Annotated in this window: 18 protein-coding genes; 6 read left to right on the forward strand and 12 right to left on the reverse strand. The window is 67.0% G+C overall.

All coding sequences use genetic code 11. The features are described from left to right. Positions 1 to 14 precede the first annotated feature (14 nt). Positions 15 to 2,684 (forward strand): putative bifunctional diguanylate cyclase/phosphodiesterase, encoded by a 2,670-nt coding sequence (locus LY44_RS07515; protein WP_055213579.1) that lies wholly within the window; start codon positions 15 to 17, stop codon positions 2,682 to 2,684. Positions 2,685 to 2,783: 99 nt separating this feature from the next. Then, a complete protein-coding gene (locus LY44_RS07520) occupies positions 2,784 to 2,996 on the forward strand; it encodes a hypothetical protein (protein WP_055213577.1) in 213 nt (70 codons plus the stop codon). Between the two features lie 68 nt (positions 2,997 to 3,064). Here the strand turns inward: LY44_RS07520 and LY44_RS07525 are convergent, their stop codons facing one another. From LY44_RS07525 to xdhA, 8 genes are all read right to left on the reverse strand, one after another. Next, a complete protein-coding gene (locus LY44_RS07525) occupies positions 3,065 to 4,348 on the reverse strand; it encodes an NAD(P)/FAD-dependent oxidoreductase (RefSeq protein ID WP_055213575.1) in 1,284 nt (427 codons plus the stop codon). Positions 4,349 to 4,511: 163 nt separating this feature from the next. Beyond that, positions 4,512 to 5,594, reverse strand: a complete 1,083-nt coding sequence (locus LY44_RS07530; protein WP_055213573.1) for a BMP family ABC transporter substrate-binding protein — start codon at positions 5,592 to 5,594, stop codon at positions 4,512 to 4,514. Between the two features lie 39 nt (positions 5,595 to 5,633). Next, a complete protein-coding gene (locus tag LY44_RS07535; RefSeq protein ID WP_055213571.1) occupies positions 5,634 to 6,563 on the reverse strand; it encodes an ABC transporter permease in 930 nt (309 codons plus the stop codon). Further along, positions 6,560 to 7,639, reverse strand: a complete 1,080-nt coding sequence (locus tag LY44_RS07540; protein WP_173644541.1) for an ABC transporter permease — start codon at positions 7,637 to 7,639, stop codon at positions 6,560 to 6,562. Before LY44_RS07540 ends, LY44_RS07535 begins: the two co-directional genes overlap by 4 nt. Next, complete coding sequence (locus tag LY44_RS07545) at positions 7,636 to 9,153, reverse strand: ABC transporter ATP-binding protein (RefSeq protein ID WP_055213569.1); 1,518 nt, start codon at positions 9,151 to 9,153, stop codon at positions 7,636 to 7,638. The genes LY44_RS07540 and LY44_RS07545 overlap by 4 nt, the downstream gene beginning before the upstream one ends. After that, a complete protein-coding gene (gene xdhC, locus LY44_RS07550) occupies positions 9,150 to 10,088 on the reverse strand; it encodes a xanthine dehydrogenase accessory protein XdhC (RefSeq protein WP_055213566.1) in 939 nt (312 codons plus the stop codon). The genes LY44_RS07545 and xdhC overlap by 4 nt, the downstream gene beginning before the upstream one ends. After that, complete coding sequence (gene xdhB, locus LY44_RS07555) at positions 10,085 to 12,418, reverse strand: xanthine dehydrogenase molybdopterin binding subunit (RefSeq protein WP_055213564.1); 2,334 nt, start codon at positions 12,416 to 12,418, stop codon at positions 10,085 to 10,087. Before xdhB ends, xdhC begins: the two co-directional genes overlap by 4 nt. Then, on the reverse strand, positions 12,415 to 13,803 hold the full coding sequence (xdhA, locus tag LY44_RS07560; RefSeq protein ID WP_055213562.1) for a xanthine dehydrogenase small subunit: 1,389 nt from the start codon (positions 13,801 to 13,803) through the stop codon (positions 12,415 to 12,417). Before xdhA ends, xdhB begins: the two co-directional genes overlap by 4 nt. 195 nt (positions 13,804 to 13,998) lie before the next feature. Between xdhA and dnaE the strand changes: the two genes are divergently transcribed. Beyond that, entirely contained in the window at positions 13,999 to 17,508 is a 3,510-nt protein-coding gene (gene dnaE, locus LY44_RS07565; RefSeq protein ID WP_055213559.1) for a DNA polymerase III subunit alpha, read from the forward strand. A 6-nt stretch (positions 17,509 to 17,514) separates the two neighbouring features. Here the strand turns inward: dnaE and LY44_RS07570 are convergent, their stop codons facing one another. Beyond that, complete coding sequence (locus tag LY44_RS07570) at positions 17,515 to 17,721, reverse strand: SlyX family protein (protein WP_055213557.1); 207 nt, start codon at positions 17,719 to 17,721, stop codon at positions 17,515 to 17,517. Between the two features lie 73 nt (positions 17,722 to 17,794). Between LY44_RS07570 and hisS the strand changes: the two genes are divergently transcribed. Genes hisS through hisG form a run of 3 tightly spaced genes read left to right on the forward strand, consistent with a single transcriptional unit; the run spans position 17,795 to position 21,068 of the window. Then, a complete protein-coding gene (hisS, locus tag LY44_RS07575; RefSeq protein ID WP_055213597.1) occupies positions 17,795 to 19,294 on the forward strand; it encodes a histidine--tRNA ligase in 1,500 nt (499 codons plus the stop codon). Next, complete coding sequence (locus tag LY44_RS07580) at positions 19,294 to 20,364, forward strand: ATP phosphoribosyltransferase regulatory subunit (RefSeq protein ID WP_055213555.1); 1,071 nt, start codon at positions 19,294 to 19,296, stop codon at positions 20,362 to 20,364. Before hisS ends, LY44_RS07580 begins: the two co-directional genes overlap by 1 nt. After that, entirely contained in the window at positions 20,361 to 21,068 is a 708-nt protein-coding gene (hisG, locus tag LY44_RS07585; RefSeq protein WP_055213553.1) for an ATP phosphoribosyltransferase, read from the forward strand. Before LY44_RS07580 ends, hisG begins: the two co-directional genes overlap by 4 nt. 77 nt (positions 21,069 to 21,145) lie before the next feature. Here hisG and LY44_RS07590 read toward each other — a convergent pair whose 3' ends face one another. Genes LY44_RS07590 through mrdA form a run of 3 tightly spaced genes read right to left on the reverse strand, consistent with a single transcriptional unit; the run spans position 21,146 to position 25,174 of the window. Continuing rightward, positions 21,146 to 22,084: a 2-hydroxyacid dehydrogenase gene (locus LY44_RS07590; RefSeq protein ID WP_055213551.1), complete on the reverse strand. Its 939-nt coding sequence runs from the start codon at positions 22,082 to 22,084 to the stop codon at positions 21,146 to 21,148. 3 nt (positions 22,085 to 22,087) lie between these two features. Further along, positions 22,088 to 23,227 (reverse strand): rod shape-determining protein RodA, encoded by a 1,140-nt coding sequence (gene rodA, locus LY44_RS07595; RefSeq protein WP_055213548.1) that lies wholly within the window; start codon positions 23,225 to 23,227, stop codon positions 22,088 to 22,090. Positions 23,228 to 23,236: 9 nt separating this feature from the next. Further along, the gene (gene mrdA, locus LY44_RS07600) at positions 23,237 to 25,174 is read right to left on the reverse strand and encodes a penicillin-binding protein 2 (protein WP_055213546.1); all 1,938 of its coding nucleotides are present in this window, start codon (positions 25,172 to 25,174) and stop codon (positions 23,237 to 23,239) included. Positions 25,175 to 25,186 lie beyond the last annotated feature (12 nt).

A 25,186-nucleotide genomic window follows, 5' to 3' on the forward strand; every position in this document is an offset into this window, starting at 1 on the left:
GGCCCTCGGCCGGAATGATCGATGCCGATCTGGCGGGGGGCTTCGGCCACGATCTGGTGACGCTGACCGAACTGCAGTTCCGTCAGGTCGCGGCGGCGCTGACGGCGGCCGGTCTTGATGACACGGTGCTTCTGGTCTTCAACCGGCTGCGTCTGGGCGTCGTGGAACAGGCCGCCGCGCTGGGTCAGCTGATCGAGGAGGGGGCGCGCCAGCAAGCCGATCTGGAGGCGGTGCACAAGCTCCTGCGCGACGCCCCGGTGCCGATCCTCAGCATCGATGCGACGCTGGGCCTGCATTATTCGAACGAGGCGGCGCGGCGGTTTCTGGGCGAGAGCTTCGAGCAGAACGGCGGCGCGGCGCTGCGCCGGGCGCTGACGCGGCCGCAGATCGGGCGGTTGTCGGCGGCGCTGGCGCAGCCCTGCGAGCCGACGGCGCCCGGGCGCGATCTGACCCTGGTCTTCAGCCCGGCGCCGGGGCAGCCGCGGACGGCGCAGGCCACGCTGTTGCGGGCGCGCAAGCCGCAGGCCGGGACGGCGGGGCTGTGGTGGCTGATGTTGCTGCCCGAAGCCGGGACCGGACCGGCGCTGGCGCAGGCGGGCGCGGATCTGCGGCGGCTGTTGCTCGACACGTTCCCCGACCCGGTCAGCGTCACCGATGCCGACGGCCGGATCAGCCTGGCGAACCGGGCCTTCCTGCGCGCCAACGGCCGCAGCGAGGCCGAGGTGATCGGCCAGCTGCCGCAGGATTTCCTGCCGCTGATCGAGGCCTTGCACGGGGCGCAGCTGGATGCCCGGGTGCGCAAGACGCAAAGCGGGATCACGCTGGAACAGACGCGGCAGCGCCCGGCCGACGGGCGCGTGACGCCGTCCGGGGCGGAGACGACGGGCGGATGGGAGCGGCTGCGCACGGAAAAGACGCCGCTTTTCGACGATTTCGGCGCTGTTGTCGGCGTCGTGACCCGCAGCCATGACGTGACCGAGGAGGTCCGGGCCCGCGAGCTGGCCGAGATGGTCTTTGACCAGTCCTCGGAGGCGATCGTGCTGACCGATCCCGATCTGCGGATCCTGCGTGCCAATGTCGCTTTCGAACAGGTGGCGGGCTTTGGCCAGGCGCGGCTGGTCGGGCGGCTCCTGGAGGGGCTTTGGGGCGCGATGGCCGCTCCGGGTCTGGGGGCCTTGCCCGAGGCGGCCGGGCCGCAGGAGGCCTGGCTGGCCGAGCTGCAGGCGCGGGGGATCTGGCGCGGCGAGGCGGTGTTGCGCTCCTCCGAGGGCAAGTCGGTGATCTGCTGGAGCCGGATCACCCGTCTGGCCGATGCCTCGGGGCGGGTGCTGGGCCATGTGGCGATGTTCTCCGACCTGACGCCGCTGCGGCAGGCCCAGGCGGACAATCTGCGGCTGGCGAATTACGACCTGCTGACCGGCCTGCCGAACCGCAACCTGCTGGGCGAGCGGATCGACGGCTGGATCGATCTGGCGGCGCGCAGCGGGCGCGGCTTTGCGGTGCTGTTCATCGATCTTGACCAGTTCAAGGCGGTCAATGACACGCTGGGCCACGAGACCGGCGACATGCTGCTGTCGGCGGTGGCGCAAAGGCTGCGGATCGGCACCGGGGCGGATCATTTCATCGCCCGGATCGGCGGCGACGAATTCGTGCTGCTTCTGGGCGACACCGGCGCCGAGGCGGCGCAGCGGCAGGCGCTGGCGCTGCTCGAGGCGCTGGCGGTGCCGATCGACCTGCCGGGGCTGCATCAGTATCGCCCGGCGGCGACGGTGGGGATCGCCTGTTTCGGCGCCCATGGCGAAAGCCGCGACGCGCTGTTGCGCAATGCCGATCTGGCGATGTACGCGGGCAAGATGAGCCGCCGCACGGTGATGCTGTACGAGCCGCAGATGGGGGTCGAGGCGGCGCGGGAGCTGGATTTGCGCAATGCGCTGGCGGGCGCGGTCGAGCGCGGCGAGATGGTGTTGCAGTTCCAGCCGCTCTTCGCGCTGGCCGACCGGGGCCTGCGCGGCTGCGAGGCGCTGATCCGCTGGAACCGGCCCGGCCGCGGCCTGATCCCCCCGGGGGATTTCCTGCCCGTCGCGCAGCGGGCGGGGCTGATGCCGGCACTTGACCGCTGGGTCTTTGCCGAGGCGACGCGGACGTTGTGCCGCTGGCGCAAGTCCGGGCTGGTGGGGGCGGACTGGCTGATGTCGATCAACCAGACCGCCGCCGATCTGGTCGCGCCCGACTGGGCCGAGGCGCTGACGGGCTGTGCGGGCTGCGCCTGCGCCTGCAGCGGGCTGCAGATCGAACTGACCGAGGATCAGCTGGCCGACCGGGTTCCGGGCGCGGTCGAGGCTTTGGGGCGGCTGCGCGCGCGCGGGCTGCGGCTGGCGATTGACGATTTCGGCACCGGCTATTCCTGTCTCGCCTATCTGGCGCGGCTGCCGGTCTCGATGCTGAAGATCGACGCGCATTTCGTGCGCGGCATCGAGGCGGACCGCAATGCCCGGCTGATCGTCGAGGCGATCACCGGGCTGGCGCGGCGTTTCGGCTATGCGACGCTCGCCGAGGGGATCGAGACCGAGGCCGAGGCGGCGACGCTGGCGGCGATGGGCTGCGACATGGGGCAGGGGTTCCTGCTGTCGCCGCCGCTGGCCCGTGCCGCCTTCGAGGCGCGGTTCCTGCGTCCGGCGGCCTAGGCCCCCCTTTCGTCCCCAGTCTTTTCGTCCCCTGTCCTTTCGTTGCGGCCGCCCTATCCTTGGGACAGTTGCAAATCCCGGCCCGAAAGGAGCAAGATCATGTCGAACCTGCCGCCCTCGCCGCTTGGCACCTCGAAGAATTACCTGATCGCGATCGGCGTGGCCCTGGCCTTGGGCGGGTTCGAGTTCTTCGGCATCTGGCGCCATGAGGAACGCGCCAAGGCCCAGGCCGCCGCCGCCGCCACTGCCGCCGCGACGGCGAAACCGGCGCCCGCCAGATCCGCTCCCGCCAATTCGGCGCCTGCGAACTGACGGTAAGCAAACAGGCGCGGTGTCCCGCGCCTGTCCCTCGCCTCCGTGACAAGGGGAGCGGGGCGAGCTTACCCCTTCTTCACGGCCTTGAGCTTGTCGATGCCCAGAAGCTTCATCGCGGCCTTTTCGTAGAAGGTCTCGGAGGTGCCGCGGCGCAGCTTGTGCATGAAATAGCGCTCGAAGCCCTCCTTGGCCCAATGAACCCATCTGCCCTGGCTCGACCAGTTCACGTTGCGCGGCGGGATCTGCGGCTGTGCGACGAAGGCGATGCCCTTGTCGCCGAAATCCGCCAGACAGATGGCGTTCCAGCTGCCGACCTCGTCGGGCTCAAGGCCGCGCACGATCCGGCCGATGTTGTGGGCGGTGGCGGTGACCATGCTTTCGATCATGAAGCCGGTCTTCGGCACGCCGCAGGGCACCGGCGTCGGCCCGACCGGCGGGATCGCCACGCAGACCCCCACCGCGAAGACATTCTTGAAGGTCGGGTTCTGCTGGTGCTGGTCGACGATGACGAAGCCGCGCGGATTGACCAGCCCCTCGATCCCCATCAGCGCCTTGATGCCGCGAAAGGCGGGCAGCATCATCGCATAGCCGAAGGGCAGCTCTTTCTCGGGCTTCACCGTGCCGTCCTCGGTCACCTCCTCGACCACCATCTTGCCTTTCTCGACGCGCTTGATCCGGGTCGAGGTCATCCATTTGATGTGCTTGTCGCGCAGGTTGCCTTCCAGCAGTCCCTTGGTGTCGCCCACCCCGTCCAGCCCCAGATGCCCGACATAGGGCTCCGAGGTGACGAAGGTCATCGGCACCTTGTCGCGGATCTTGCGCTTGCGCAGCGCGGTGTCGAGGATGAAGGTGAATTCGTAAGCCGGGCCGAAGCAGCTGGCGCCTTGCGCCGCGCCGATGAGGATCGGGCCGGGGTTTTCGCAAAACCGGTCAAAGGCCGCTCCTGCCGCCTCGGCATGGTCGATATGGCAGATCGACTGGGTGTGGCCCTCGGGGCCGAAGCCCTCGATCTCGTCGAAGGCCAGTTCCGGGCCGGTGGCGATGACGATCTGGTCATAACTGACCGACTGGCCGTTCTCCAGCTCGACCCGGTTTTCGGCCGGATGCAGGCGTTTCGCCGCCACCGGGATGAAGTCGATGTTCTTCCTGGCCATCGTCGGTGCCAGATCGACGGTGATCTCCTTGCGGTCGCGCCAGCCCACCGCCACCCAGGGGTTCGAGGGCACGAAGTGATACATCGGGTCCTTGGTGATGACGGTGACCTTGTCTTCCTTGCGCACCTGTTCGCGCAACTCGTACGCCATGATGGCACCGCCCAAACCGGCGCCCAGAACCACGATATGAGCCATATGTCCCTCCCCGAACTGGCTGTCGGGCCGCAGCCCTCAGATGCATATATGGGAATATGAAAGTATGACCTGTCAAGCGGGAAGATCGCGCCCGCGGAACCGGCGAAAAAGAAAGGGGCGGACAAGCGTCCGCCCCACAACCTTAGCATGAATTTGCGTCAGGTCACTTCGGCATTTCGGCCGAGATGCCTTCGACGAAGAAGTTCAGACCGGCCAGCTCGGCATCTTCGGGGGTCTTGCCCTCGGCCAGCCAGTCCGAGCCGTCCTGCTTCTTCAGCGGGCCGGTGAACGGGTGATAGGAGCCGTCGGAGATCTTCGCGATCAGCGCCTCGGCCTCGGCCTTCACTTCGGCCGGCACGGCCGAGGTGATCTCGCCGATGCCCACCATGCCGGTGCCGATGCCGCCCCAGGTGCCTTCGGATTTCCAGTTGCCATCGACCAGCGCTTGGGCGCGCTTGATGTAATAGGGCGCCCAGTTGTCGATCGTCGAGGAGATGCGCGGGCTGGGCTTGAAGGCTTCCATGTCCGAGGCCTGCCCGAAGGTGAAGACCGTGCCCGCTTCCTGCGCCTTCGCCTGCGGCGCGGTCGAATCGGTGTGCTGCAGGATGAAATCGCAGCCCTCGGCGATCAGCGCGGCGGCGGCGTCGGCCTCTTTCGCCGGGTCGAACCAGCTGTAGGCCCAGACCACCTTGATCTCGACATCCGGGTTCACCTTTTTCGCGTGGATATAGGCGGCGTTGATGCCCTGAATGACCTCGGGGATCGGGAACGACCCGATATAGCCGATCTTGTTCGTCTTCGTCATCCGGCCCGCGATCGTGCCCTGCACGGCGCGGCCTTCGTAGAAGCGCGCGTCATAGGTGGCGAGGTTCTCGGCGCGCTTGTAGCCGGTGGCGTGTTCGAATTTCACGTTCGGGAATTTCGCGGCCACGTTCACCGTCGCATCCATGAAGCCGAACGAGGTCGCGAAGATCAGCTGGTTGCCCTCCAGCGCCAGCTGGGTCAGGGCGCGTTCGGCATCCGGACCTTCGGGCACGTTCTCGATGAAGGAGGTGACGACCTTGCCGCCCAGCGCCGTTTCCATTTCGCGGCGGGCGACGTCATGCTGATACGACCAGCCCATGTCGCCCACCGGGCCGACATAGATGAAGCCGATCTTGATCGGATCGGCGGCGGCCACCGGCAGGCCGACGGCGGCAAGCGTCGCGGTGGCGGCGGTGGTCTTCAGGAAGGATCTGCGGTCCATTTGAGCTTCCTTTTTGCGGGCGGATGCCCGGGTTTGGCCTCAGCTCGAGGCGTGGAACGACCGCCCCAGCGCCGCCGGCGCGGCCGGTGCCCCGTGGCGGTGGGTTGCGGACAGGATCACCAGCACCAGCACGGTGATCACATAGGGCGCCATGGTCAGGAAATGCACCGGGATCGCATAGCCCGCCGCCTGCAGCTGCAGCTGCAGCGCGGTGATGCCGCCGAACATATAGGCGCCGATCAGCACGCGTTCGGCCCGCCAGCTGGCGAAAACGACGATGGCCAGCGCGATCCAGCCCGCCCCCGCGGTCATCCCCTCGGTCCATTGCGGCACCCGCACGAGGGACAGGTAAGCGCCGCCAAGGCCCGCCAGCGCGCCGCCAAAGGCCAGCGCGGCACAGCGCAGGGCGATGACGCGGTAGCCCAGCGCATGGGCGGCATCGTGGTTCTCGCCCACCGCGCGCAGGATCAGCCCAAGGCGGGCATATTTCAGGAACGCCCAGACCCCGGCCACCAGCGCGAGCGAGACATAGACCATCCAGTCATGACCAAAGAGGATCGGGCCGATCACCGGCAGATCGGCCAGCGGCCCGAAGGGCATCTTGCCGGTCGGCGGCGGGCGCACGCCCTCGAAGCCCTTGCCGACAAGGGCGGAAAGACCCAGCCCGAACAGCGTCAGCGCCAGGCCGGTGGCGGTCTGGTTCGACAGGAAAACCTGCGTCAGCAGGGCGAAAAGGCAGGCCAGAAGCGCCCCCGCCAGCGCGCCGCCCGCAAAGCCCAGCACCGGGCTGCCGGTGGTGACGGCCATGGCAAAGCCCGCGACGGCGCCGACGATCATCATCCCCTCGACGCCGAGGTTCAGCACGCCTGCCTTTTCCGCCACCAGCTCGCCCGTCGCCGCGAGAAGAACCGGCGTCGAGGCCGCCATCAGCGCCGCGATCAGGGTGACGATATCGATGCCGCCAATCATTTCGAGCCCTTTCCGACGCGCAGACGGTACTGCGTGAGCAGGTCGAATCCCAAGAGGAAAAACAACAACATGCCCTGGAACACCTGAATCGCCGCGGTGGGCAGGCCGAGCATCAGCTGCGCCATGTCGCCGCCGATATAGGTGAGCGCCATCAAAAGGCCCGCCAGCAGGATGCCGATCGCGTTCAGCCGCCCCAGAAAGGCGACGATGATCGCGGTGAAGCCATAGCCCGCGTTGAAACTGTCGGTGATCTGACCCGAGGGGCCCGCCACTTCGAACATCCCCGCAAGCCCCGCCAGTGCGCCCGAAAGCCCCAGACAGAACATCACCAGTTTCGCGGGCAGCACGCCTGCGAACCGCGCCGCTCGCGGCGCCTCGCCCGCGACGCGGATGCGAAAGCCCGCGATATGGCGGCTCATCAGCACATAGGTGGCGATGACCGCGACAAAGGCCGCGACCACGCCCCAATGCATGCCGGTGCCCGCGATCAGTTCGGGGTTATGCGCGGACGGATATTGCTGCAGGTTGCGCGAGCCCGGAAAGCCGTAGCCCTCGGGGTTCTTCAGCGGGCCAAAGGCCGCCCAGGCCAGAAAGCTCTGCGCCACATAGACGAGCATCAAGGACACAAGGATTTCCGAGGTGCCGAACAGCACCCGCAGCACCGCCGGGATCATCCCCCAGATCCAGCCGCCAAGCGCGCCCGCCACCACCATCGCCGGGAAAAGCCAGTGGCTTTCTGCGGGAAAGGCGGCAAGGGCGACCGAGGCCCCGGCCAGCGCACCGATGATATATTGCCCCTCGGCGCCGATGTTCCAGATCCCCGCGCGGAAGCCCACGGCAAGCCCCGCCGCAATCAGGATCAAGGGCCCCGCCTTGACCAGCAGTTGGCCGCGGAAATAGGCGGCATTCGGGCCGAAGAGCGGGTCGTAAAAGATCACCTTGATCGCGGCGACCGGATCCTTGCCCAGAATGGCGAAGAGAACCCCGCCCGCGATCATCGTCGCGATGACCGCCAGAACCGGCGTGGTGAAGGACCAGAACCGCGAGGGCATCGGGCGTTTGACAAGCGTGATCACAGCGCCGCCTCCTGCATGCCATGGGCGCCGCCCAGCATCAGCCCGATCTCTTCCATCGTCAGCCCCTCGGTCGGGCGCGGGTCCGACAGCCGCCCCTCGTTCAACGCGCAGAAGCGATCGGCGATTTCCATAAGCTCGTCAAGGTCTTGGCTGATCACGATCACCGCCGCGCCCTTTGCGGCCAGATCCAGCAGCGCTTGCCGGATCGCCGCGGCGGCGGCGGCATCGACGCCCCAGGTGGGCTGGTTCACCACCAGAACCTCGGGCGCCTGCAGCACCTCGCGGCCGATGACGAATTTCTGCAGATTGCCGCCCGACAGCGCCCGCGCCGCCACATGCGGCCCGGGCGTGCGGACGTCAAAGCCCTTGATCACCTCCTCGGCAAAGCGCCGTGCCGCGCCCATGTTCAAAAACCCGTTGCGCGTCAGGGGCCTGCGCACGGTGCCGGTGAGGATCGCGTTTTCCGTCAGGCTCAGGTTCGGCACGGCGGCATGGCCCAGCCGCTCCTCGGGCGCCGCCAGAAGCCCCAGACGGCGGCGGTCGTTCGGCCCCAGATCGGAAATGTCCTGCCCGTGCAGGCTGACCGTGCCCGGCCCCGAGGGGCGCTCGCCCGAAAGCGTCGCCAGCAATTCCTCCTGCCCGTTGCCCGCGACGCCGCCGATGCCCAGCACCTCGCCCGCCGCAAGGGTGAAACAGACGTCTTTCAGCGCCGGGCCGAATTGCGTCATCGGCGGCAGGTTCAGGTGATCGACCTCAAGGATCACCGCGCCGCTTTTCCGCCCGGCCCGGTCGGTCGCGGCGAATTCGCCCCCCACCATCAGCTCGGCCAGCTCGCGCGCCGATTTTTCCCGGGGCATGCAGCTGGCCACCACCTTGCCGCCGCGCAGGATCGTCGCGCCGTCGCAGAGGCTGCGGATTTCCTCCAGCTTGTGGCTGATATAAAGGATCGCCGTGCCCTCGGCCGCCAGCTTGCGCAGGGTGTGAAACAGGATCTCGACCTCTTGCGGCGTGAGCACCGAGGTCGGTTCGTCCATGATCAGAAGCTTCGGATCCTGCAGCAGGCAGCGGATGATCTCGACCCGCTGGCGTTCCCCCGCCGAGAGATCGCCAACGATCCGCGCCGGATCCAGCGGCAGGCCGTAAGCCGCGGAGATCGCGCGGATCCGCTCCGCCAGATCGCGCATCGGCGGCGGATTTTCCATGCCAAGGGCAACGTTTTCCGCGACGTTCAGCGCCTCGAACAGCGAGAAATGCTGAAACACCATCGCCACGCCCGCGGCGCGCGCGGCGCGCGGCTCGGCAGGCGTATAGGGGCGGCCCGAAAGTTCCATCCGCCCGGCGTCGGGCTTCACCAGCCCGTAAATCATCTTCACCAGCGTCGATTTGCCCGCGCCGTTTTCGCCCAAAAGCGCATGCACCTTGCCCGGCGCGACCTCGAAACCCACCCCGTCGTTCGCCACGACCCCGGGATAGGCCTTGGTCAGGCCCTCGATCTTGAGCAGCGACCCTGTCACCCGGTCTGTCCTTCCGTGTTGACGGTCAGCCCGGCATGGCCGACCCGCTCTCTCAGTAGCGCGGCGGCGACGGAAATCGCAATGGCCTGCGGCTCCTTTCCCAATGCAGGATCGCCTATCGGGCAGGCAATGCGCGAAATTTGCGCGTGGGCGTGCCCCAGATCGCGCAGGCGGCGCTGGAATCTTGACCATTTGGTCTGCGAACCGATCAACCCGCAGGCAGCAAAGCCGTGGCGCAGAACCCGGTGGCACAACTCGAGGTCGAGCGCATGCGAGAAGGTCAGGATCAGATGGTGTGCTGACCTTGCGGCAAGCGGCACCAGATCGGCGGGATTTTCGGCAATGACCGGGGTGACTGCGTCGGGAATCGCCGCGGGGAATCGGCTTTCGTCGATATCGGCCCAGCGGATCGACCAGTGGGGCAGGGGGGCGAGCGTGGAGACCAGCGCGCGCCCGACATGACCCGCGCCCCAGATCCACAGCTCCTGCGCCGGGGGGGTGAGCGGCTCGATCAACCAGCCGTCGAGCAGCAGCGGCGGGGCTTCGCCGCTGTTGCGCGCCCGGCTCAGCGCGCGCTGCACCGAAAGCGGCATCGCGGGGCGGGTCAGGGGGCGGGCATGAAACGGCCCCTCGATCCGCGTCAGAGTTGCGGCGTCCAGCGGTTCGAAGGCCAGCGTCACCGCGCCACCGCAGCATTGACCCAGCGCCGGGCCCAGCGGAAAGCGGCGCAGGGCGGGGGCGCGCAGGCTGCGGGCGATGGTGATCGCCTCGGCCTCCAGCGTGCCGCCGCCGATCGTGCCTTGCATGTGATCCGGCCAGACCCGCATCTCGGCGCCGACCTCGCGCGGGGTCGAGCCTTTCGTCTCGACCACCAGCACCCGGACAAAGGGCCCCTTGGCCGCCGCCTGCGCAAGTCCTTGAAGATCAAGGCTCATGCCCGGCCCTCGGCGCGGCGCACGGCGGCCAGCACCGCTTCGGGCGTGGCGGGCGCCTGCAGGTCAGGCCAATGCGGCCCGCAGGCGGCGCAGGCGTCATTCAGCGCCAGAAAGGCCGAAATGCCCAGCAGGAAGGGCGGTTCGCCCACGGCTTTCGAGCGAAAGATCGTGTCCTCGCGGTTCGGCTGGTCCCACAGCGCGACATTGAAGATGCGCGGGCGGTCGGAAAAGGCCGGGATCTTGTAGGTCGAGGGCGCATGGGTCATCAGCCGCCCGCGCTGATCCCAGACCAGTTCCTCGGTCGTCAGCCAGCCCGCGCCCTGCACATAGGCGCCCTCGATCTGCCCGATATCCAGCGCCGGGTTCAGGCTGGCCCCGGCATCGTGCAGGATATCGGTGCGCAGGATGCGGTTTTCGCCGGTCAGCCGGTCGATCACCACCTCGGTGATCGCAGCGCCATAGGCGAAATACAAAAACGGCCGCCCCTGACCGCGCAGCCGGTCCCAGGACAGCTTGGGCGTCGCATAAAACCCTGTCGCAGAAAGGGAAATCCGTGCCATATAGGCCGCCGCGACGGTCTCGGCAAAGCTCCAGCGCTTGCCCTGCGCCCGCACCTGCCCGGCGTCGAAAACCACCTCGGGCTCCGCGCAACCCTCGCGCGCAGCGACAAAACCGGCCAGCCGCCCGCGCAGGATCTCGCAGGCGTCCTTCACCGCCATGCCGTTCATGTCGGCGCCCGAAGAGGCCGCGGTGGCCGAGGTATTGGGCACTTTCGACGTATCGGTCGCGGTGACCCGCACCTGCGCGGCATCAATGCCCAGCACCGCCGCCGCCACCTGCACCATCTTCGCATGCAGCCCCTGACCCATCTCGGTGCCGCCATGATTGAGCGCCACCGAGCCATCGGTATAGATCTGCACCAGCGCGCCGGCCTGATTGAGATGGGTCAGCGTGAAGGAAATCCCGAATTTCACCGGCGAAAGTGCAATACCCCGCGCCAAGGTTCGATTTCTGCTATTCCACTCCGCAATTTCGGCCTTTCGCGCCACAAAATCCGCAGATTTCTGCAGGCGCGCGACCAGCTCTGTCAGGACGCAATCCGCCACTTCCTGGCCGTAATGCGTCGTCTGCTTTTTCTTGGTTTCACTACGCTCGGGGGGGCTCGGGGGGGCAGACAGCCCCCCCGCTTCTGGTGCATCATAGAAATTCAGTGCCCGCAACTCGGCCGGATCCCGGCCCATCCTCCGCGCCAGATGCTCGATCGCGCGTTCCATGCCCAGCGCGCCTTGCGGTCCGCCAAAGCCGCGAAAGGCGGTGTTCGATTGCGTGTTCGTCCGCAGCCGGTGGCTTTCGATGCGCAGCGCGGGGACGAAATAGCTGCCATCGGCATGCAGCATCGCGCGGTCGCAGACCGGCAGGCTCAGATCCGCCGACCAGCCGCAGCGCGCCAGATGCAGGAAATCGGCGCCCACCAGCTTGCCCGAAGCATCCGCGCCGATCCGGTAGCGGATGCGGAAATCATGCCGTTTCCCGGTGATCACCATGTCGTCGTCGCGGTCATAGCGCATCTTGCAGGGCCGCCCGGTCTCCTGTGCCGCCACCGCGCAGGCGATGGCCAGGTGATTGCCCTGACTTTCCTTGCCGCCAAAGCCGCCGCCCATCCGCCGCATCTCGACCCGCACATCGTGGAACGCCAGCCCCAAAGCATGCGCCACCTTGTGCTGGATCTCCGACGGATGCTGGCTCGAACACTGGATCACCACCCCGCTTTCCGAAGGCAGGGCCAGCGCCGCCTGACCTTCGAGGTAGAAATGCTCCTGCCCGCCGATCTCGACCATGCCTTCGACCAGATGCGCGGCCCCCGCCAGGGCGGTTTCGACATCGCCGCGCGCCCAGATCACCGGCCCGGCCTCGAACCGGCTATTGGCCGCAAGTGCCTGATCAAGCGTCAGAACCGCCGGGCGCGGCGCATAGATGACGCGCGCCTTGCGGGCAGCGATCCGCGCCGCGCGGTGGCTGGTGGCGGCGACCAGAAAGATCGGCTGGCCGATGAAATGCACCTCGCCCGTCGCCAGAACGGGTTCCGGGCTGGGCGCGGGCGAGGCATTGTTGTCATGCGGCAGATCGGCTGCCGTGAAGACGGCCACCACACCGGGGCTTTGCCGCACCGGGTCCAGATCCAGCGCGGTGATCGCGGCAAAGGCCTCGGTCGACAGGCCAAAGGCCAGATGCAGCGTGGTCGCGGGGCAGGGCAGGTCGTCAAGGTAACGCGCCTGCCCGGTCACATGCGCCCGCGCCGAGTCGTGCGGCAGCGGCTTGCCAACGCTCATGGCGTCACCTCCAGCACCGAGACGGGCAGGCCCGCGCGGTCGCGGACATAGCGCAAGGCCATCGCCTGCGCCGCATTCATCCGATAGGCGGCCGAGGCGCGCATGTCGGAAAGCGGCGTGAAATCGCGCTCCAGCAGCGGCAGCGCCGCGGCGATCGTGTCTTCGTTGAAATCCTGCCCGATCAGCGCCGCTTCGAAGGCTGCGGCCCGTTTCGGGATCCCCGCCATGCCGCCGAATGCCACGCGCGCAGTTTCAATTATCGAACCTTTCAGGGTCAGATTGAAGCATCCGCAGACCGCAGAAATGTCCTGATCGAACCTTTTCGACAATTTGTAGCAGCGCAGACCCGGCGCGGATTTCGGTAGGGTGACGCTTTCGACGAACTCGCCCGGACGCCGGTCCTGCTTGCGGTAATCGAGGAAGAAAGCCTCAAGGGGCATCGTGCGGCGTTCGGCGCCGCGCCGGAGTGTCAGGCTTGCCCCCAGCGCGATCAGCGCCGGCGGGCCGTCGCCGATCGGCGAGCCGTTGGCGATGTTGCCGCCGATCGTCGCCACCTGCCGCACCTGTTCCGAAGCGAAGCGGCGCAACAGATCCGCCAGCGCCGGATGCGGCCCCTCGGCCCAGGCGCGCAGGGCGGCGATGGTGACCCCCGCGCCGATCACGACCCCATCAGCGGTCTCTCGGATCTGCGCCAAGTCCTTGCAATGGCTGAGAAACGCCACCTCGGGCAGGTCGCGCAGCGCTTTCGTCACCCAGAGGCTGACATCGGTTCCGCCCGCGATCAGCGTTGCCTCGGGATGGGCGAGATACCATGCGGCCAGCGCATCCCCGGTTTCGGGCAGGACCGCGGGGGCTGTCTGCCCCCGCACGCCCGAGGATATTTCCGCCAAAGTGAAAAGGGCATCGGCTTGCAGCCACTCGGCGGGCGGTTCCGCTTCGGCGGCTTCGGCGGCGCGCAGGATCGGCGCGTAGCCGGTGCAGCGGCAGAGGTTGCCCGCCAGAAAGTCGTCGTAATCCCGGCGGCCTTGGCCATGCGCCGCGGCCATCGAGACAACGAAACCGGGGGTGCAAAAGCCGCATTGGCTGCCGTGATGGTCGATCATCGCCTGTTGCACCGGGTGCAGGCGGCCGTCCGGCGCGGCGATCCCCTCGACGGTGCGCAGCGCCTTGCCCGCGATCTGCGGCAGCATCATCAGGCAGGCATTGACGGCGCGGGGGCCTGCCGCGTCGGTCACCATCACCGTGCAGGCGCCGCAATCGCCCTCGTTGCAGCCCTCCTTGGTGCCGGTCAGACCCTCGGCGCGCAGCCAGTCCAGCAGGCTTTGCGTCGGATCCCCGATCCGCAACCGCCGGGTTTCTCCATTGAGAAGAAACGCAATTTCCATGGCGTCTTCCGCCGCGATACCGGTTTCCGGCCTCCCCCGCCCGATGCGGCGTAGAGCGGGGGGCTTTCCTGCAATCAGCTTTGCGCAGGGGGGACGCTCTGGCAAGGATTTCGGGCGGCGGGGGGCTGAAAATGCACCGCATGGTCAATTATTGGGCGGCTTGCCCCGCCCCTTTGCTGCCCGTAGTCTGCGGCAATGCGTGATCCCCGATTCATCCACCTGCGCGTGCACACCGAATATTCGCTGCTTGAGGGCGCGGTTCCGGTGAAGAAGCTGATCAAGCTTTGCGACGCGATGAACATGCCCGCCGTTGCGGTGACCGACACCAATGCGATGTTCGCGGCGCTGGAATTTTCCGTTCTGGCGCAAGGGGCTGGGCTGCAACCGATCGTCGGCTGCCAGGTCTCGGTCGCCTATGAGGTCGCGGCGCCCGGCGAGCGGCCGCGTCTGCCCGCGCCGGTCGTGCTGCTCGCGCAGAACGAAGCGGGCTACATGAACCTGATGAAGCTCTCGTCCTGTCTTTACGTCGACAAGGGCGGGCAGCTGCCGCAGGTGACGCTTGAAGATCTGGAGGCCCATGCCGAAGGGCTGATCTGCCTTTCGGGCGGGGCCGAAGGGCCGGTGGGCAAGCTTTTGCAGCAGTCTCAGGCGGGCAAGGCGCGGTTGTTGATGGAGCGGTTGGCGGCCTGTTACCCGACCCGGCTTTATGTCGAGCTGCAGCGCCATCCGGGCGAGGGCGGTCAGCTGACCGAGGGCGAGCGGATGACCGAGCGGCCCTTTGTCGAAATGGCCTATGACCTCGGCCTGCCGCTGGTGGCCACGAATGACGTCTACTTTCCAAAATCCGACATGTACGAGGCGCATGATGCGATGATCTGCATCGCCGAGGGCGCCTATGTCGATCAGATCGAGCCGCGTCGCCGCCTGACGCCGCAGCATTATCTGAAAACCGAGGCCGAGATGGCCGCCCTTTTTGCCGATCTGCCCGAGGCGCTTGAAAACACGGTCGAAATCGCCAAACGTTGCGCCTTTGCCGCGTTCAAGCGCAAGCCGATCCTGCCGCGCTTCGCCGATGACGAGGTGGAGGAATTGCGCCGTCAGGCCTGGGAGGGGCTGCGCGCAAGGCTCGCCGTGATCCCCCATGCGGTGCCGGTGGCCGAATACGAAGAAAGATTGAAATTCGAACTTGGCATCATCGAGCAGATGGGCTTTCCCGGCTACTTCCTGATCGTGGCCGACTTCATCAAATGGGGCAAGTCGCAGGGGATTCCGGTGGGTCCGGGGCGGGGCTCGGGGGCGGGCTCGCTGGTCGCCTATGCGCTGACGATCACCGACCTTGACCCGTTGCGCTACTCGCTTCTGTTCGAACGCTTCCTCAACCCCGAGCGGGTCTCGATGCCCGACTTCGACATCGACTTCTGCATGGATCGCCGCGAGGAGGTGATCAAATATGTGCAGGGCAAATATGGCCGCGACAAGGTGGGGCAGATCATCACCTTCGGCGCGCTTCTGTCGAAGGCCGCGGTGCGCGACGTCGGCCGCGTCTTGCAGATGTCTTACGGACATGTCGACAAATTGTCGAAAATGATCCCGGTCGAAGGGGTGAAGCCGGTCTCGATCGAGAAGGCGCTGGCCGACGAGCCGCGCCTGCGCGAGGCGGCGAAATCCGAAGAGGTGGTGGCGCGGCTGCTGAACTATGCGCAGGCGATCGAGGGGCTGTTGCGCAATGCCTCGACCCATGCCGCCGGTGTGGTGATTGGCGACCGGCCGCTGGATGCTTTGGTGCCGCTGTATCAGGACCCGCGCTCCGACATGCCCGCGACCCAGTTCAACATGAAATGGGTCGAACAGGCGGGGCTGGTGAAGTTCGACTTTCTGGGGCTCAAGACGCTGACGGTCATCCAGAACGCCGTCAACCTGATTTTGAAATCCGGCCGTCCGCTGCATGTAAACCCTTTGGGGGAAACACTTTATACGCCCGCCGAGGGGGCCGCGAACGAGATCAACCTGATCCCGATCGACGACGCGAAGACCTACGAGCTTTACGCCGCGGCGAAGACGGTCGCGGTGTTCCAGGTCGAATCCACCGGCATGATGGATGCGCTGCGGCGGATGAAACCGACCTGCATCGAGGATATCGTGGCGCTGGTGGCGCTCTATCGTCCCGGCCCGATGGAGAACATTCCGACCTATTGCGAGGTGAAACACGGGCAACGGCCGCTCGAATCGCTGCATGTGACCATCGACCCGATCCTGAAAGAGACGCAGGGCATCATCGTTTATCAGGAACAGGTGATGCAGATCGCGCAGGTCATGGGGGGCTACAGCCTTGGCGGCGCCGACCTTTTGCGCCGCGCGATGGGGAAAAAGATCGCCGAGGAAATGGCGAAGGAGCGCCCGAAATTCATCGAAGGCGCCAAGGCCACGCATGGCATCGAGGCGAAAAAGGCGGGCGAAGTCTTTGATCTGCTTGAGAAATTCGCGAACTACGGGTTCAACAAATCGCACGCCGCCGCCTATGCGATCGTGTCTTACCAGACCGCCTGGTTGAAGGCGAACCACCCCGTCGAATTCATGGCGGGGGTGATGAACTGCGATATCCATCTGACCGACAAGCTCGCCATTTACACCGCCGAGGCGCGGCGGGGGCTGGGGATCGAGGTGGTTCCGCCCTGCGTGAACCGCTCGCTCGCCACCTTTGATGTCGTCGATCAGAAGCTGATCTATGCGCTGGGCGCTTTGAAAAATGTCGGCGTCGAGGCCATGCGGCTGATCGAAAAATCCCGTGAGGACAAGCCCTTCCGCGATCTGGTCGAGTTTGCGCGGCGCTGTGACCTCAAGCGGATCGGCAAGCGGCCGCTGGAGATGCTGGCGCGGGCCGGGGCCTTCGACAAGCTTGATCCGAACCGCAAACGCGTGTTCGAGAGCCTCGAATCGCTGATGGCCTGGTCGGCGGCGGTGGCCGAGGCGAAAGCCTCGGCGCAGGTCTCGCTGTTTGGCGAGGCGGGCGACGATCTGCCGCCGCCGCGGCTGGCCGATACCGACGACTGGTTGCCGGGCGAACGTCTGGCCGAGGAGCACAAGGCCATCGGCTTTTATCTCTCGGGCCATCCGCTCGATGACTATCTGCCTGCTTTAAAACGCAAAAAAGTGCTGACCCTGGCCGAGGTCACGGCCAAGGCGCTGGGGCAGGGGCCTTTCATCGGCAAAATCGCGGGGCAGGTGGCGGCGCGGTCTGAACGCAAATCCGCCAAGGGCAACCGCTTTGCCTTCGTCTCGCTGTCCGACCCCACCGGGCCTTACGAGGTCACGGTCTTTTCCGACACGCTCGAAACCTGCCGCGCGCATCTGGAGCCCGGGCTGGCGGTGGTGCTGACGGTCAAGGTCGATGTCGAGGGCGAGACGGTGAAGATGCTGTGCCAGACTGCGGCGCCGATCGACACCGTGGCCAGCGATGCCGGGGCCGGATCGGGGCTGCTGATCCACCTTGAAACGCCCGAGGCGGTCTCCTCGGTGGCTGCACTTTTCGAACGTATCGCCGCCGAAGGGCGGGTGAAATCGCGCGGACAAGTGACCTTTTCCGTCTTCGACCCGGAAAAGCGTCGCCGCTACCAGATCACCGCCGGACGCGAGCTGCCGGTGAACCCGCAGGTCAAGGGCGCGCTGCGCAGCCTGCGCGGTGTCGTGCAGGTCGAAGAGGTCTGAGCCCGCTCACCAATGCGGCGGCTTCTGATCCGCCAGCGGGATCGCCCCGCCTGCGGCAAATTCGCGCTCGGCCTCGCGCTCCATCAACAGCCCCAGAAGCCGCGACATCCGCGCGATCTCGCGGCCCTGCGCCGCCAGAACGTCGCTGAGTTCGTCCACGGTCTTGCGCAGATGCGCCAGTTCTTCCTCGGCGCGCTCGATCCTGTCGCTCATTTGCCCTCTCGTGCTTGCCGGGGTGGCCCCCATCCGCTACACCCTCGCCCGAGAAACGATCGGGTGCAAGACCATGTCCAGCGAGAAGAAACCGCGCCGTCCGAAGGCCGAGACGCCCAAGGGGTTCCGCGACTATTTCGGCGCCGAGGTGACCGAGAGGGCCGCGATGCTCGCCACCATCGCCGAGGTCTACCGCGCGCATGGCTTTGATCCGCTGGAAACCTCGGCCGTGGAAACGGTCGAGGCGCTGGGGAAGTTCCTGCCCGATGTCGACCGCCCGAACGAGGGCGTCTTTGCCTGGCAGGACGAGGGCGGCGACTGGCTCGCGCTGCGCTACGACATGACGGCGCCCTTGGCCCGCGTCGCGGCGCAGTTCCGCAACGACCTGCCCAGCCCCTATCGGCGCTACACGATGGGCCCGGTCTGGCGCAACGAAAAGCCCGGTCCGGGGCGGTTTCGTCAGTTTTATCAATGCGATGCGGATACGGTCGGGGCGGCCTCGGTCGCCGCGGATGCCGAGATCTGCGGCATGCTTTCGGACGCTCTGGAGGCCGTGGGCATTCCGCGCGGCGATTATGTGGTGCGGGTGAACAACCGCAAGGTGCTGAACGGCGTGATGGAAGTGGCGGGGGTGCTGGACCCCTCCGACCCGGATCGCTTCGCCGAGGAACGCGGCATCGTGCTGCGCGCCATCGACAAGTTCGACAAGTTCGGCGAGGCGGGCGTGCGCGCGCTGATGGGCAAGGGTCGGCTGGACGAGTCGGGCGATTTCACCAAGGGCGCGGGGCTTTCTGATGCTCAGGCCGATGTGGTGATGGGCTTCATGGCGGCCAAACGCGACACCGGCGCCGCCACGGCCGCGCGTTTGCGCGAGCTGGTTGCGGGCTCGGCGCTCGGCGCGGCAGGCGTTGATGAACTTGAATTCATTGCGCAAATCCTTGACGGGCAGGGCTATGGCCCGGACCGGATCGTGATCGACCCCTCGGTCGTGCGCGGCCTTGGCTATTACACCGGCCCGGTTTTCGAAGCCGAGCTGACCTTTGAAATCCTGGACGAAAAGGGCCGCAAGCGCAGCTTCGGCTCGGTCGCGGGCGGCGGGCGCTATGATGATCTGGTGAAACGTTTCACCGGGCAGGAAGTGCCCGCGACCGGCGTTTCGATCGGCGTCGACCGGCTTTTGGCGGCGCTGCGCGCCAAGGGGCGGATCGGCGGCACGGCGCAGGGGCCGGTCGTCGTCACCGTGATGGATCGCGACCGGATGGGCGACTATCTCGCCATGGCCGCGACGCTGCGCCGGGCGGGGATCCGGGCCGAGGTCTATCTGGGCAATCCGAAAAATTTCGGCAACCAGCTCAAATATGCCGACAAGCGGCAAAGCCCGGTGGCGATCATCCAGGGCGCCGACGAGGCCGCCCGCGGTGTCGTGCAGATCAAGGACCTGATCCTGGGCGCCAAGATCGCGGCTTCTGCCAGTGTTGAAGAATGGAGAGCGCAACCGGCGCAATTCGAGGTTTCGACCGGGGAAATGGTTGCAAAAGTGCAAGAGGTTCTTGCGCGCTACGGGGTGAAGTGATGGCATCCAAGGCCGAGGCGCGATCCGTCGGGCAGCGGCTTCTGGCCGCTTTCGAGGCTGCGGGGGCGGTGGAAGTCACCCCCGACATCCTGCAACCGGCCGAGGCTTTGCTTGACCTTTACGGCGAGGACATCCGCGCCCGCGCCTATGTCACCGCCGATCCCCTGCGCGGCGAGATGATGGCGCGCCCCGATTTCACCGTGCCCGTGGTGCAGGCCCATATGGCCGAGGGGGCGGAACCCGCCCGTTACGCCTATATGGGCGAGGTCTTCCGCAAGCAGGATCATCGCGGCAGCGCCCGCGTGGCCGAGTATTTTCAGGCAGGCTACGAGATCTTTGACCGCGAAGACCCCGAAGCCGCCGATGCCGAGGTTTTCGCGCTTTTCGCCAAACTTCTGAAACCGCTCGATCTGTCCGCCACCATCGGCGATATCGGCCTGTTGCGTGCGGCGGTCGGGGGGCTTGATACCCTGCCTGCGCGCAAGGCGGCGCTGGCCCGGCACATCTGGCGCCCGCAGCGCTTTCATCGGCTGATGGAGCGCTATGCGGGGCTGAGCCCGGTGCCGGAAAGCCGCGCCGCGCTGCTTTTGGGGGCGCGCTCTGACGCCCCCTGGATCGGGCTGCGCGCGCCTGAGGAAATGGCCGCCCGCATCGCCGTGCTGCAGGCCGATGCCGAAACCGCGCCGATTGCCGCCGCGGATGTGGCCCGGCTTGATGCGCTCTTCGCGCTGCGCTGCACCGCCGACCGGGCGCCCGCGCAGCTCAACGATCTTGGTATCGCGGCGCTGGCCCCGGCCATCACCCGGCTGGAACGGCGGCTGGCGGCGCTGGACGCGCGCGGCATCGACCTGACGGCGCTCGCCTTCGAAGCCAGCCACGGCCGCGCCACGATGGAATATTACGACGGTTTCGTCTTCAGCTTCGAGACCGCCGATCCGGGCTTTCCGCCGATCGCCTCGGGTGGGCGCTATGACGCGCTGACCCGGGTGCTGGGCGGCGGGCGCGCGATCCCGGCGGTGGGCGGCGTGATCCGTCCGGGCCTTGTCGCAGATCTCGGGGGGCTTGCATGAGCGCGATCAAACTCGGTGTGCCCTCCAAGGGGCGGCTGATGGAGCAATGCTTCGACTGGTTTGCCGCGCGCGGGCTGCGGCTCAAGCGCACCGGGTCAGACCGCGAATATGCGGGCGCGGTCGAGGGCGCGGAAGCCGTTGAACTTGTTCTGCTTTCGGCAGGCGAAATCCCGCGCGAGCTGGCCGCGGGGCGCATTCATCTGGGCGTCACCGGCTCGGATCTGGTGCGTGAGAAACTGGCCGATTGGGAAACCCAGGTCGCCGATCTGGCGCCGATGGGCTTTGGCCATGCCGATCTGATCATCGCCGTGCCCGCCTGTTGGGCCGATGTCGACACGCTCGAAGACCTCGATGCCGTGGCGCATGCCTTTCGCGCCGCGCATGGGCAGCGGCTGCGGATCGCGACGAAATATCATCGGCTCTTGCGCGAGTTTCTGGCGCGCGAGGGCGTGGCCGACTGGCAGTCGGTCGACAGTCAGGGCGCGACCGAGGGCACGGTGAAGAACCTCACCGCCGAGGCGGTGGCCGACATCACTTCCTCGGGCGAGACCTTGCGCGCCAATCACCTGAGGATCCTGTCGGACGGGCTGATCCACCAAAGCCAGGCGACGCTTTTTGCGGCGCGGGCGGCCGATTGGACCGGGCTGGAGACCCCCTTTGCGGCGCTGTGCGCGCAGCTTGGCGTGAACGCGCCGAAGCTCTGAAAAGACCCCGGCTTTTACCTTGGGACAAATATCCCGGGGGGGAGGCCGCAGGCCGAGGGGGGCAGCGCCCCCCGCCCTCAGTAACCGCGGGCGCGATCGACCAGATGCAGCGGCACTTCGCCCGCCTCGAAACGGCGGATGTTTTCCGCAATCCCCCGCGCGGCCGAGGCGGGGCGGGTTTCCGCCGCGATATGCGGGGTGACGGTGACTTTCGGATGCGCCCAATAGGGATGTTCGGGCGGCAGCGGTTCCACCCGGAACACATCCAGCGTCGCATGGCCGATCTGTCCGGTCTCCAGCGCCGCCAGAAGCGCGGCATCGTCAATCAGCGTGCCGCGGCCGGGGTTCAGGATCACCGCGCCGCGGGGCAGCAGCGCCAGCGTTGTCGCGTTCAGAAGGTCGGTCGTCTCGGGCGTGTTCGGCAGCACGGTGACGAGGATTTCGGCGCGCGAGAGCGCCTCGCGCAGCCCCTCGGCCCCCGCAAGACAGGTGATCCCGGGCAGGATCTTCGGCGTCCGGCTCCAGCCCGTCACCTTGAAGCCCAGCGCCGCAAGCGTCGTCGCACAGGCGCCACCCAGGGCGCCAAGGCCCAGTACCACGACCGAGCGATCTTGCGCCAAGGGCGGCACATGCCCCGCCTGCCGCCAGATACCGTCTTGATGCGACAGGAAAAAGTCGATGTTCAGATGGGCGCGCAGCACATGGCCCGTCACCCATTCGACCATGCCGCGTTCGAGCCCCTGATCGACCATCCGGCACAAGGGCTGCGTCAGCGTGGGGTTGCCCACGACGCGTTCCACCCCGGCCCAAAGGCTCAGCACCGCTTTCGTGCGGGTATAGGCGGTGAAATCCTGCACCGGGCCGCGCGGGCTGTAGACGATGTAATCGACCGATCCCGGATCGACCGGCGGCAGCACCAGCCGCGCGGCGAGGCCCGCTTCGGCCAGGGCGGCGGTCAGCGCCCCCTCATAGGCGGGCCAATTCTCGATCCGGTCGGCGAAAAGGACGGTCAGCATGATTTACCTCGGTCGGTGGACATGGGCGCTTTGCACAAGGCCGAAGGCGGCCAGAAGGATCATCATCGCGGTGCCGCCATAGCTGACCATCGGCAGCGGCACCCCCACCACCGGCATCAGCCCCATCACCATTCCCATGTTGATGGCGAAGAAGAAAAAGAACGTCCCCGCGACGCCGAGCGAGACGAGCGAGGCATAGCGGTCCTTGGTCGAGAGCGCGGTATAGGTGGCGAAGGCGATGATGCCGACATAAAGCGACAAGAGCCCAAAGGCGCCGATGAAGCCGAATTCCTCGGCCAGCGTGGTGAAGATGAAGTCGGTGTGCTTTTCCGGCAGGAAGTTCAGATGGCTTTGCGTGCCCTGCATGTAGCCCCGCCCCGACCAGCCGCCCGAGCCCAGCGCAATCTGTGCCTGCATGATGTTGTAGCCCGCGCCCAAGGGATCGGCGGATGGGTCCAGGAAAGTGTCGATGCGCTTGAACTGATAGTCATGCAGCAGCTGCCACGAGGTGCCGCGGCTTTCCAGCACCGCCGCCACCAGCCCCACGACCAGCGCGATGATGGTGCCGAAATACCAAAGGCTGACCCCGGCCGCGAACATCACGAAACCGCCGCCCAAGGTCAGCATCACCGCCGTGCCAAGGTCGGGCTGGGTCAGCACGAGGAATGTCGGCATCAGGATCAGCGCCACCGGCAGCGCCACCCAGATCGGGCTGGAGACCTTTTCGGCGGGCAGCCAGTCGTAATAGGCCGCCAAAAGCATCACCAGACCGATCTTCATGATCTCCGAAGGTTGCAGCCGCAGGGGGCCAAGATCGAGCCAGCGCTGCGCCCCCATCCCGATATCGCCGACGAATTCCACCGCCAGAAGCAGCAACAGCGCGATCGTGTAGATCACCCCCGAGACGTTGCGCCAGAACCAGATCGGCGTCAGCCCGACCGCGATCATCGCCACCAGACCGACGCCGAAGCGCTTCATCTGCGGCTCGGCCCAGGTCTCGACGTTGCCCCCGGCGACGGAATAGAGCATCAGAAAGCCGGTCCCCGCCACCGCGGTCAAAAGAAAGATCAGCGGCCAGTTCAGGAACAGGATCTTCGTCGGCCCGGAGGGGATCGTCTTGAGGTTGTTTTCAAGGTAACTCATCGCGCCCCCTCAGGCCCGGCCACGGGTCGGCGCGGCGAAATGCGCCGGATCGATCAGGTCCAGCCCCTCGAAGCGGCTTTTCACCGTCTCGCGCTGCGCCGCCGGATAGGCGGCCAGAGGCGGCAGCCCGCCCGCCAGCGCGAACAGCAGGATGTCGCGCGCGATCGGCGCCGCCGCCGACGAGCCGCCGCCGCCATGTTCGACGATCAGCGCCACCGCATATTTCGGATCGGCCACCGGGGCGAAGCAGACGAAGAGCGCATGGTCGCGCTGCTCCCAGGGCACGGCCTTGTTGTTGACCACGGCCGAGCGCACCTGCGAGGTGCCGGTCTTGCCTGCCATAAGCCAGTCCTGCAAGACGACCTTCGATCCGCCCGCGGTCCCGTGCGAGCCGTTCACGACGGCCCACATGCCGCGCCGCGCCACGGCCAGATGCGCCGGATCGATGTCGAGCTTCGGCGCCTCGGGGGCGGGCACCTCGACCCCGTTGCGCGCCCGCACCAGCCGCGGCACCACCGCCCGGCCCGAGGCGACGCGCGACACCATCACGGCCAGCTGCAACGGCGAGGCAAGCACGTAACCCTGCCCGATCGAGGCGTTGATCGTGTCGCCGATCAGCCAGTCCTTGCCGTGCCGCTTCAGCTTCCAGTCCTTCGTCGGCGCATTGCCCTCGGCCACCGCCGACATCGGCAGGTCATGCTTGACGCCGATGCCGAGCCGCTTCGCCATCGCCGCGATCGCCTCGATGCCGACGCGCTGCGAGACCTCGTAGTAATAGGTGTCGCAGCTTTGCTCGAGACTGTAGACCGCATTCACCCGGCCATGGCCCGAATGTTTCCAGCAGCCGAAGCGCCGCCCGCCCACGGTCATGTAGCCCGGGCAATAGACGGTCTCCTCGGGGCTGACGACCCCGGCTTCGAGCGCGGCGAGCAGCGTCACCAGCTTGAAGGTCGAGCCGGGCGGATAGACGCCCTGCACCGTCTTGTCGGCCAGCGGCCGGTGGTCGTTTTCCATCAGCGCGCCGTAATCGGCGCCGGAAATCCCGCGCACGAACAAGTTCGGATCAAAGGACGGCGCCGAGGCGATCGCCATGATGTCGCCGTTCGTCACATCCATCACCACCGCGGCCGCACTTTCCCCGGCCAGCCGCTGCAGCGCGAAATTCTGCAGCCGCGCATCCAGTGTCAGCTGCAAGGCCACGCCCGGATCGCCCTCGCGGCGGCTGAGTTCGCGCATCTCGCGCCCGGCCGAATTCACCTCGACCCGGCGCTGCCCGGCGGTGCCGCGCAGCTCGTCTTCCAGTTTCGCCTCGATCCCCGACTTGCCCAGCTGGAAGCGCGGGATGCGCAGCAGCGGATCGGGGTTTTCCAGCTTCGACAGGTCGTAATCCGACACCGGCCCGACATAGCCCAGCACATGCGCGAAATCGGGCCCATGCGGGTAATGCCGCGACAGGCCGACCTCGGGGGTCACGCCGGGCAGGGCGGGGGTGTTGATCGAGACCGAACAGAATTCCTCCCAGCTCAGCCGGTCGGCGATGGTGATCGGCGCATTCGGCGGACGGCGGGCGATCTCCGTCAGCAGCTCCCCGGCCTCCGCATCGGTCATCGGGATCAGCTGGCGCAGCGCGGCCAGTTCCCCCGGCACGTCCTCGGCATCCTCGCGCGTCATCGTCACGCGGTAATTCTGTTCGTTGCCCGCCACAAGCAGGCCGTTGCGGTCATAGATCAGCCCGCGCGCGGGCGGGATCAGCCGGATCTTGATCGAATTGCCATCCGCCAGCATGCGGAATTCATCGGCGCGTTCCAGCTGCATGTGCCGCATCCGCAGCCCGAGCGCCGCCACCATCGCCACTTGCGCGCCGCCCAGCATCAGCGCGCGGCGGGTGATCGTCGTGCGGCTGGCCTGCGCACTGGCCTGGCTGCGCCGTCTGAGCCCCTTCAGCATCTTGCCGCCCCC

It is taken from the genome of Rhodobacter capsulatus, assembly GCF_003254295.1.
Classification (GTDB): Bacteria; Pseudomonadota; Alphaproteobacteria; order Rhodobacterales; family Rhodobacteraceae; genus Rhodobacter; species Rhodobacter capsulatus.

What these genes read in the sequence shown, in the direction of transcription:
- LY44_RS07515 (WP_055213579.1), top strand. Translation starts at nt 15, where the DNA reads ATGATCGATGCCGATCTGGCGGGGGGCTTCGGCCACGATCTGGTGACG.
- LY44_RS07520 (WP_055213577.1), top strand. Translation starts at nt 2,784, where the DNA reads ATGTCGAACCTGCCGCCCTCGCCGCTTGGCACCTCGAAGAATTACCTG.
- LY44_RS07525 (WP_055213575.1), bottom strand. Translation starts at nt 4,348, where the DNA reads ATGGCTCATATCGTGGTTCTGGGCGCCGGTTTGGGCGGTGCCATCATG.
- LY44_RS07530 (WP_055213573.1), bottom strand. Translation starts at nt 5,594, where the DNA reads ATGGACCGCAGATCCTTCCTGAAGACCACCGCCGCCACCGCGACGCTT.
- LY44_RS07535 (WP_055213571.1), bottom strand. Translation starts at nt 6,563, where the DNA reads ATGATTGGCGGCATCGATATCGTCACCCTGATCGCGGCGCTGATGGCG.
- xdhC (WP_055213566.1), bottom strand. Translation starts at nt 10,088, where the DNA reads ATGAGCCTTGATCTTCAAGGACTTGCGCAGGCGGCGGCCAAGGGGCCC.
- xdhB (WP_055213564.1), bottom strand. Translation starts at nt 12,418, where the DNA reads ATGAGCGTTGGCAAGCCGCTGCCGCACGACTCGGCGCGGGCGCATGTG.
- xdhA (WP_055213562.1), bottom strand. Translation starts at nt 13,803, where the DNA reads ATGGAAATTGCGTTTCTTCTCAATGGAGAAACCCGGCGGTTGCGGATC.
- dnaE (WP_055213559.1), top strand. Translation starts at nt 13,999, where the DNA reads ATGCGTGATCCCCGATTCATCCACCTGCGCGTGCACACCGAATATTCG.
- LY44_RS07570 (WP_055213557.1), bottom strand. Translation starts at nt 17,721, where the DNA reads ATGAGCGACAGGATCGAGCGCGCCGAGGAAGAACTGGCGCATCTGCGC.
- hisS (WP_055213597.1), top strand. Translation starts at nt 17,795, where the DNA reads ATGTCCAGCGAGAAGAAACCGCGCCGTCCGAAGGCCGAGACGCCCAAG.
- LY44_RS07580 (WP_055213555.1), top strand. Translation starts at nt 19,294, where the DNA reads ATGGCATCCAAGGCCGAGGCGCGATCCGTCGGGCAGCGGCTTCTGGCC.
- hisG (WP_055213553.1), top strand. Translation starts at nt 20,361, where the DNA reads ATGAGCGCGATCAAACTCGGTGTGCCCTCCAAGGGGCGGCTGATGGAG.
- LY44_RS07590 (WP_055213551.1), bottom strand. Translation starts at nt 22,084, where the DNA reads ATGCTGACCGTCCTTTTCGCCGACCGGATCGAGAATTGGCCCGCCTAT.
- rodA (WP_055213548.1), bottom strand. Translation starts at nt 23,227, where the DNA reads ATGAGTTACCTTGAAAACAACCTCAAGACGATCCCCTCCGGGCCGACG.
- mrdA (WP_055213546.1), bottom strand. Translation starts at nt 25,174, where the DNA reads ATGCTGAAGGGGCTCAGACGGCGCAGCCAGGCCAGTGCGCAGGCCAGC.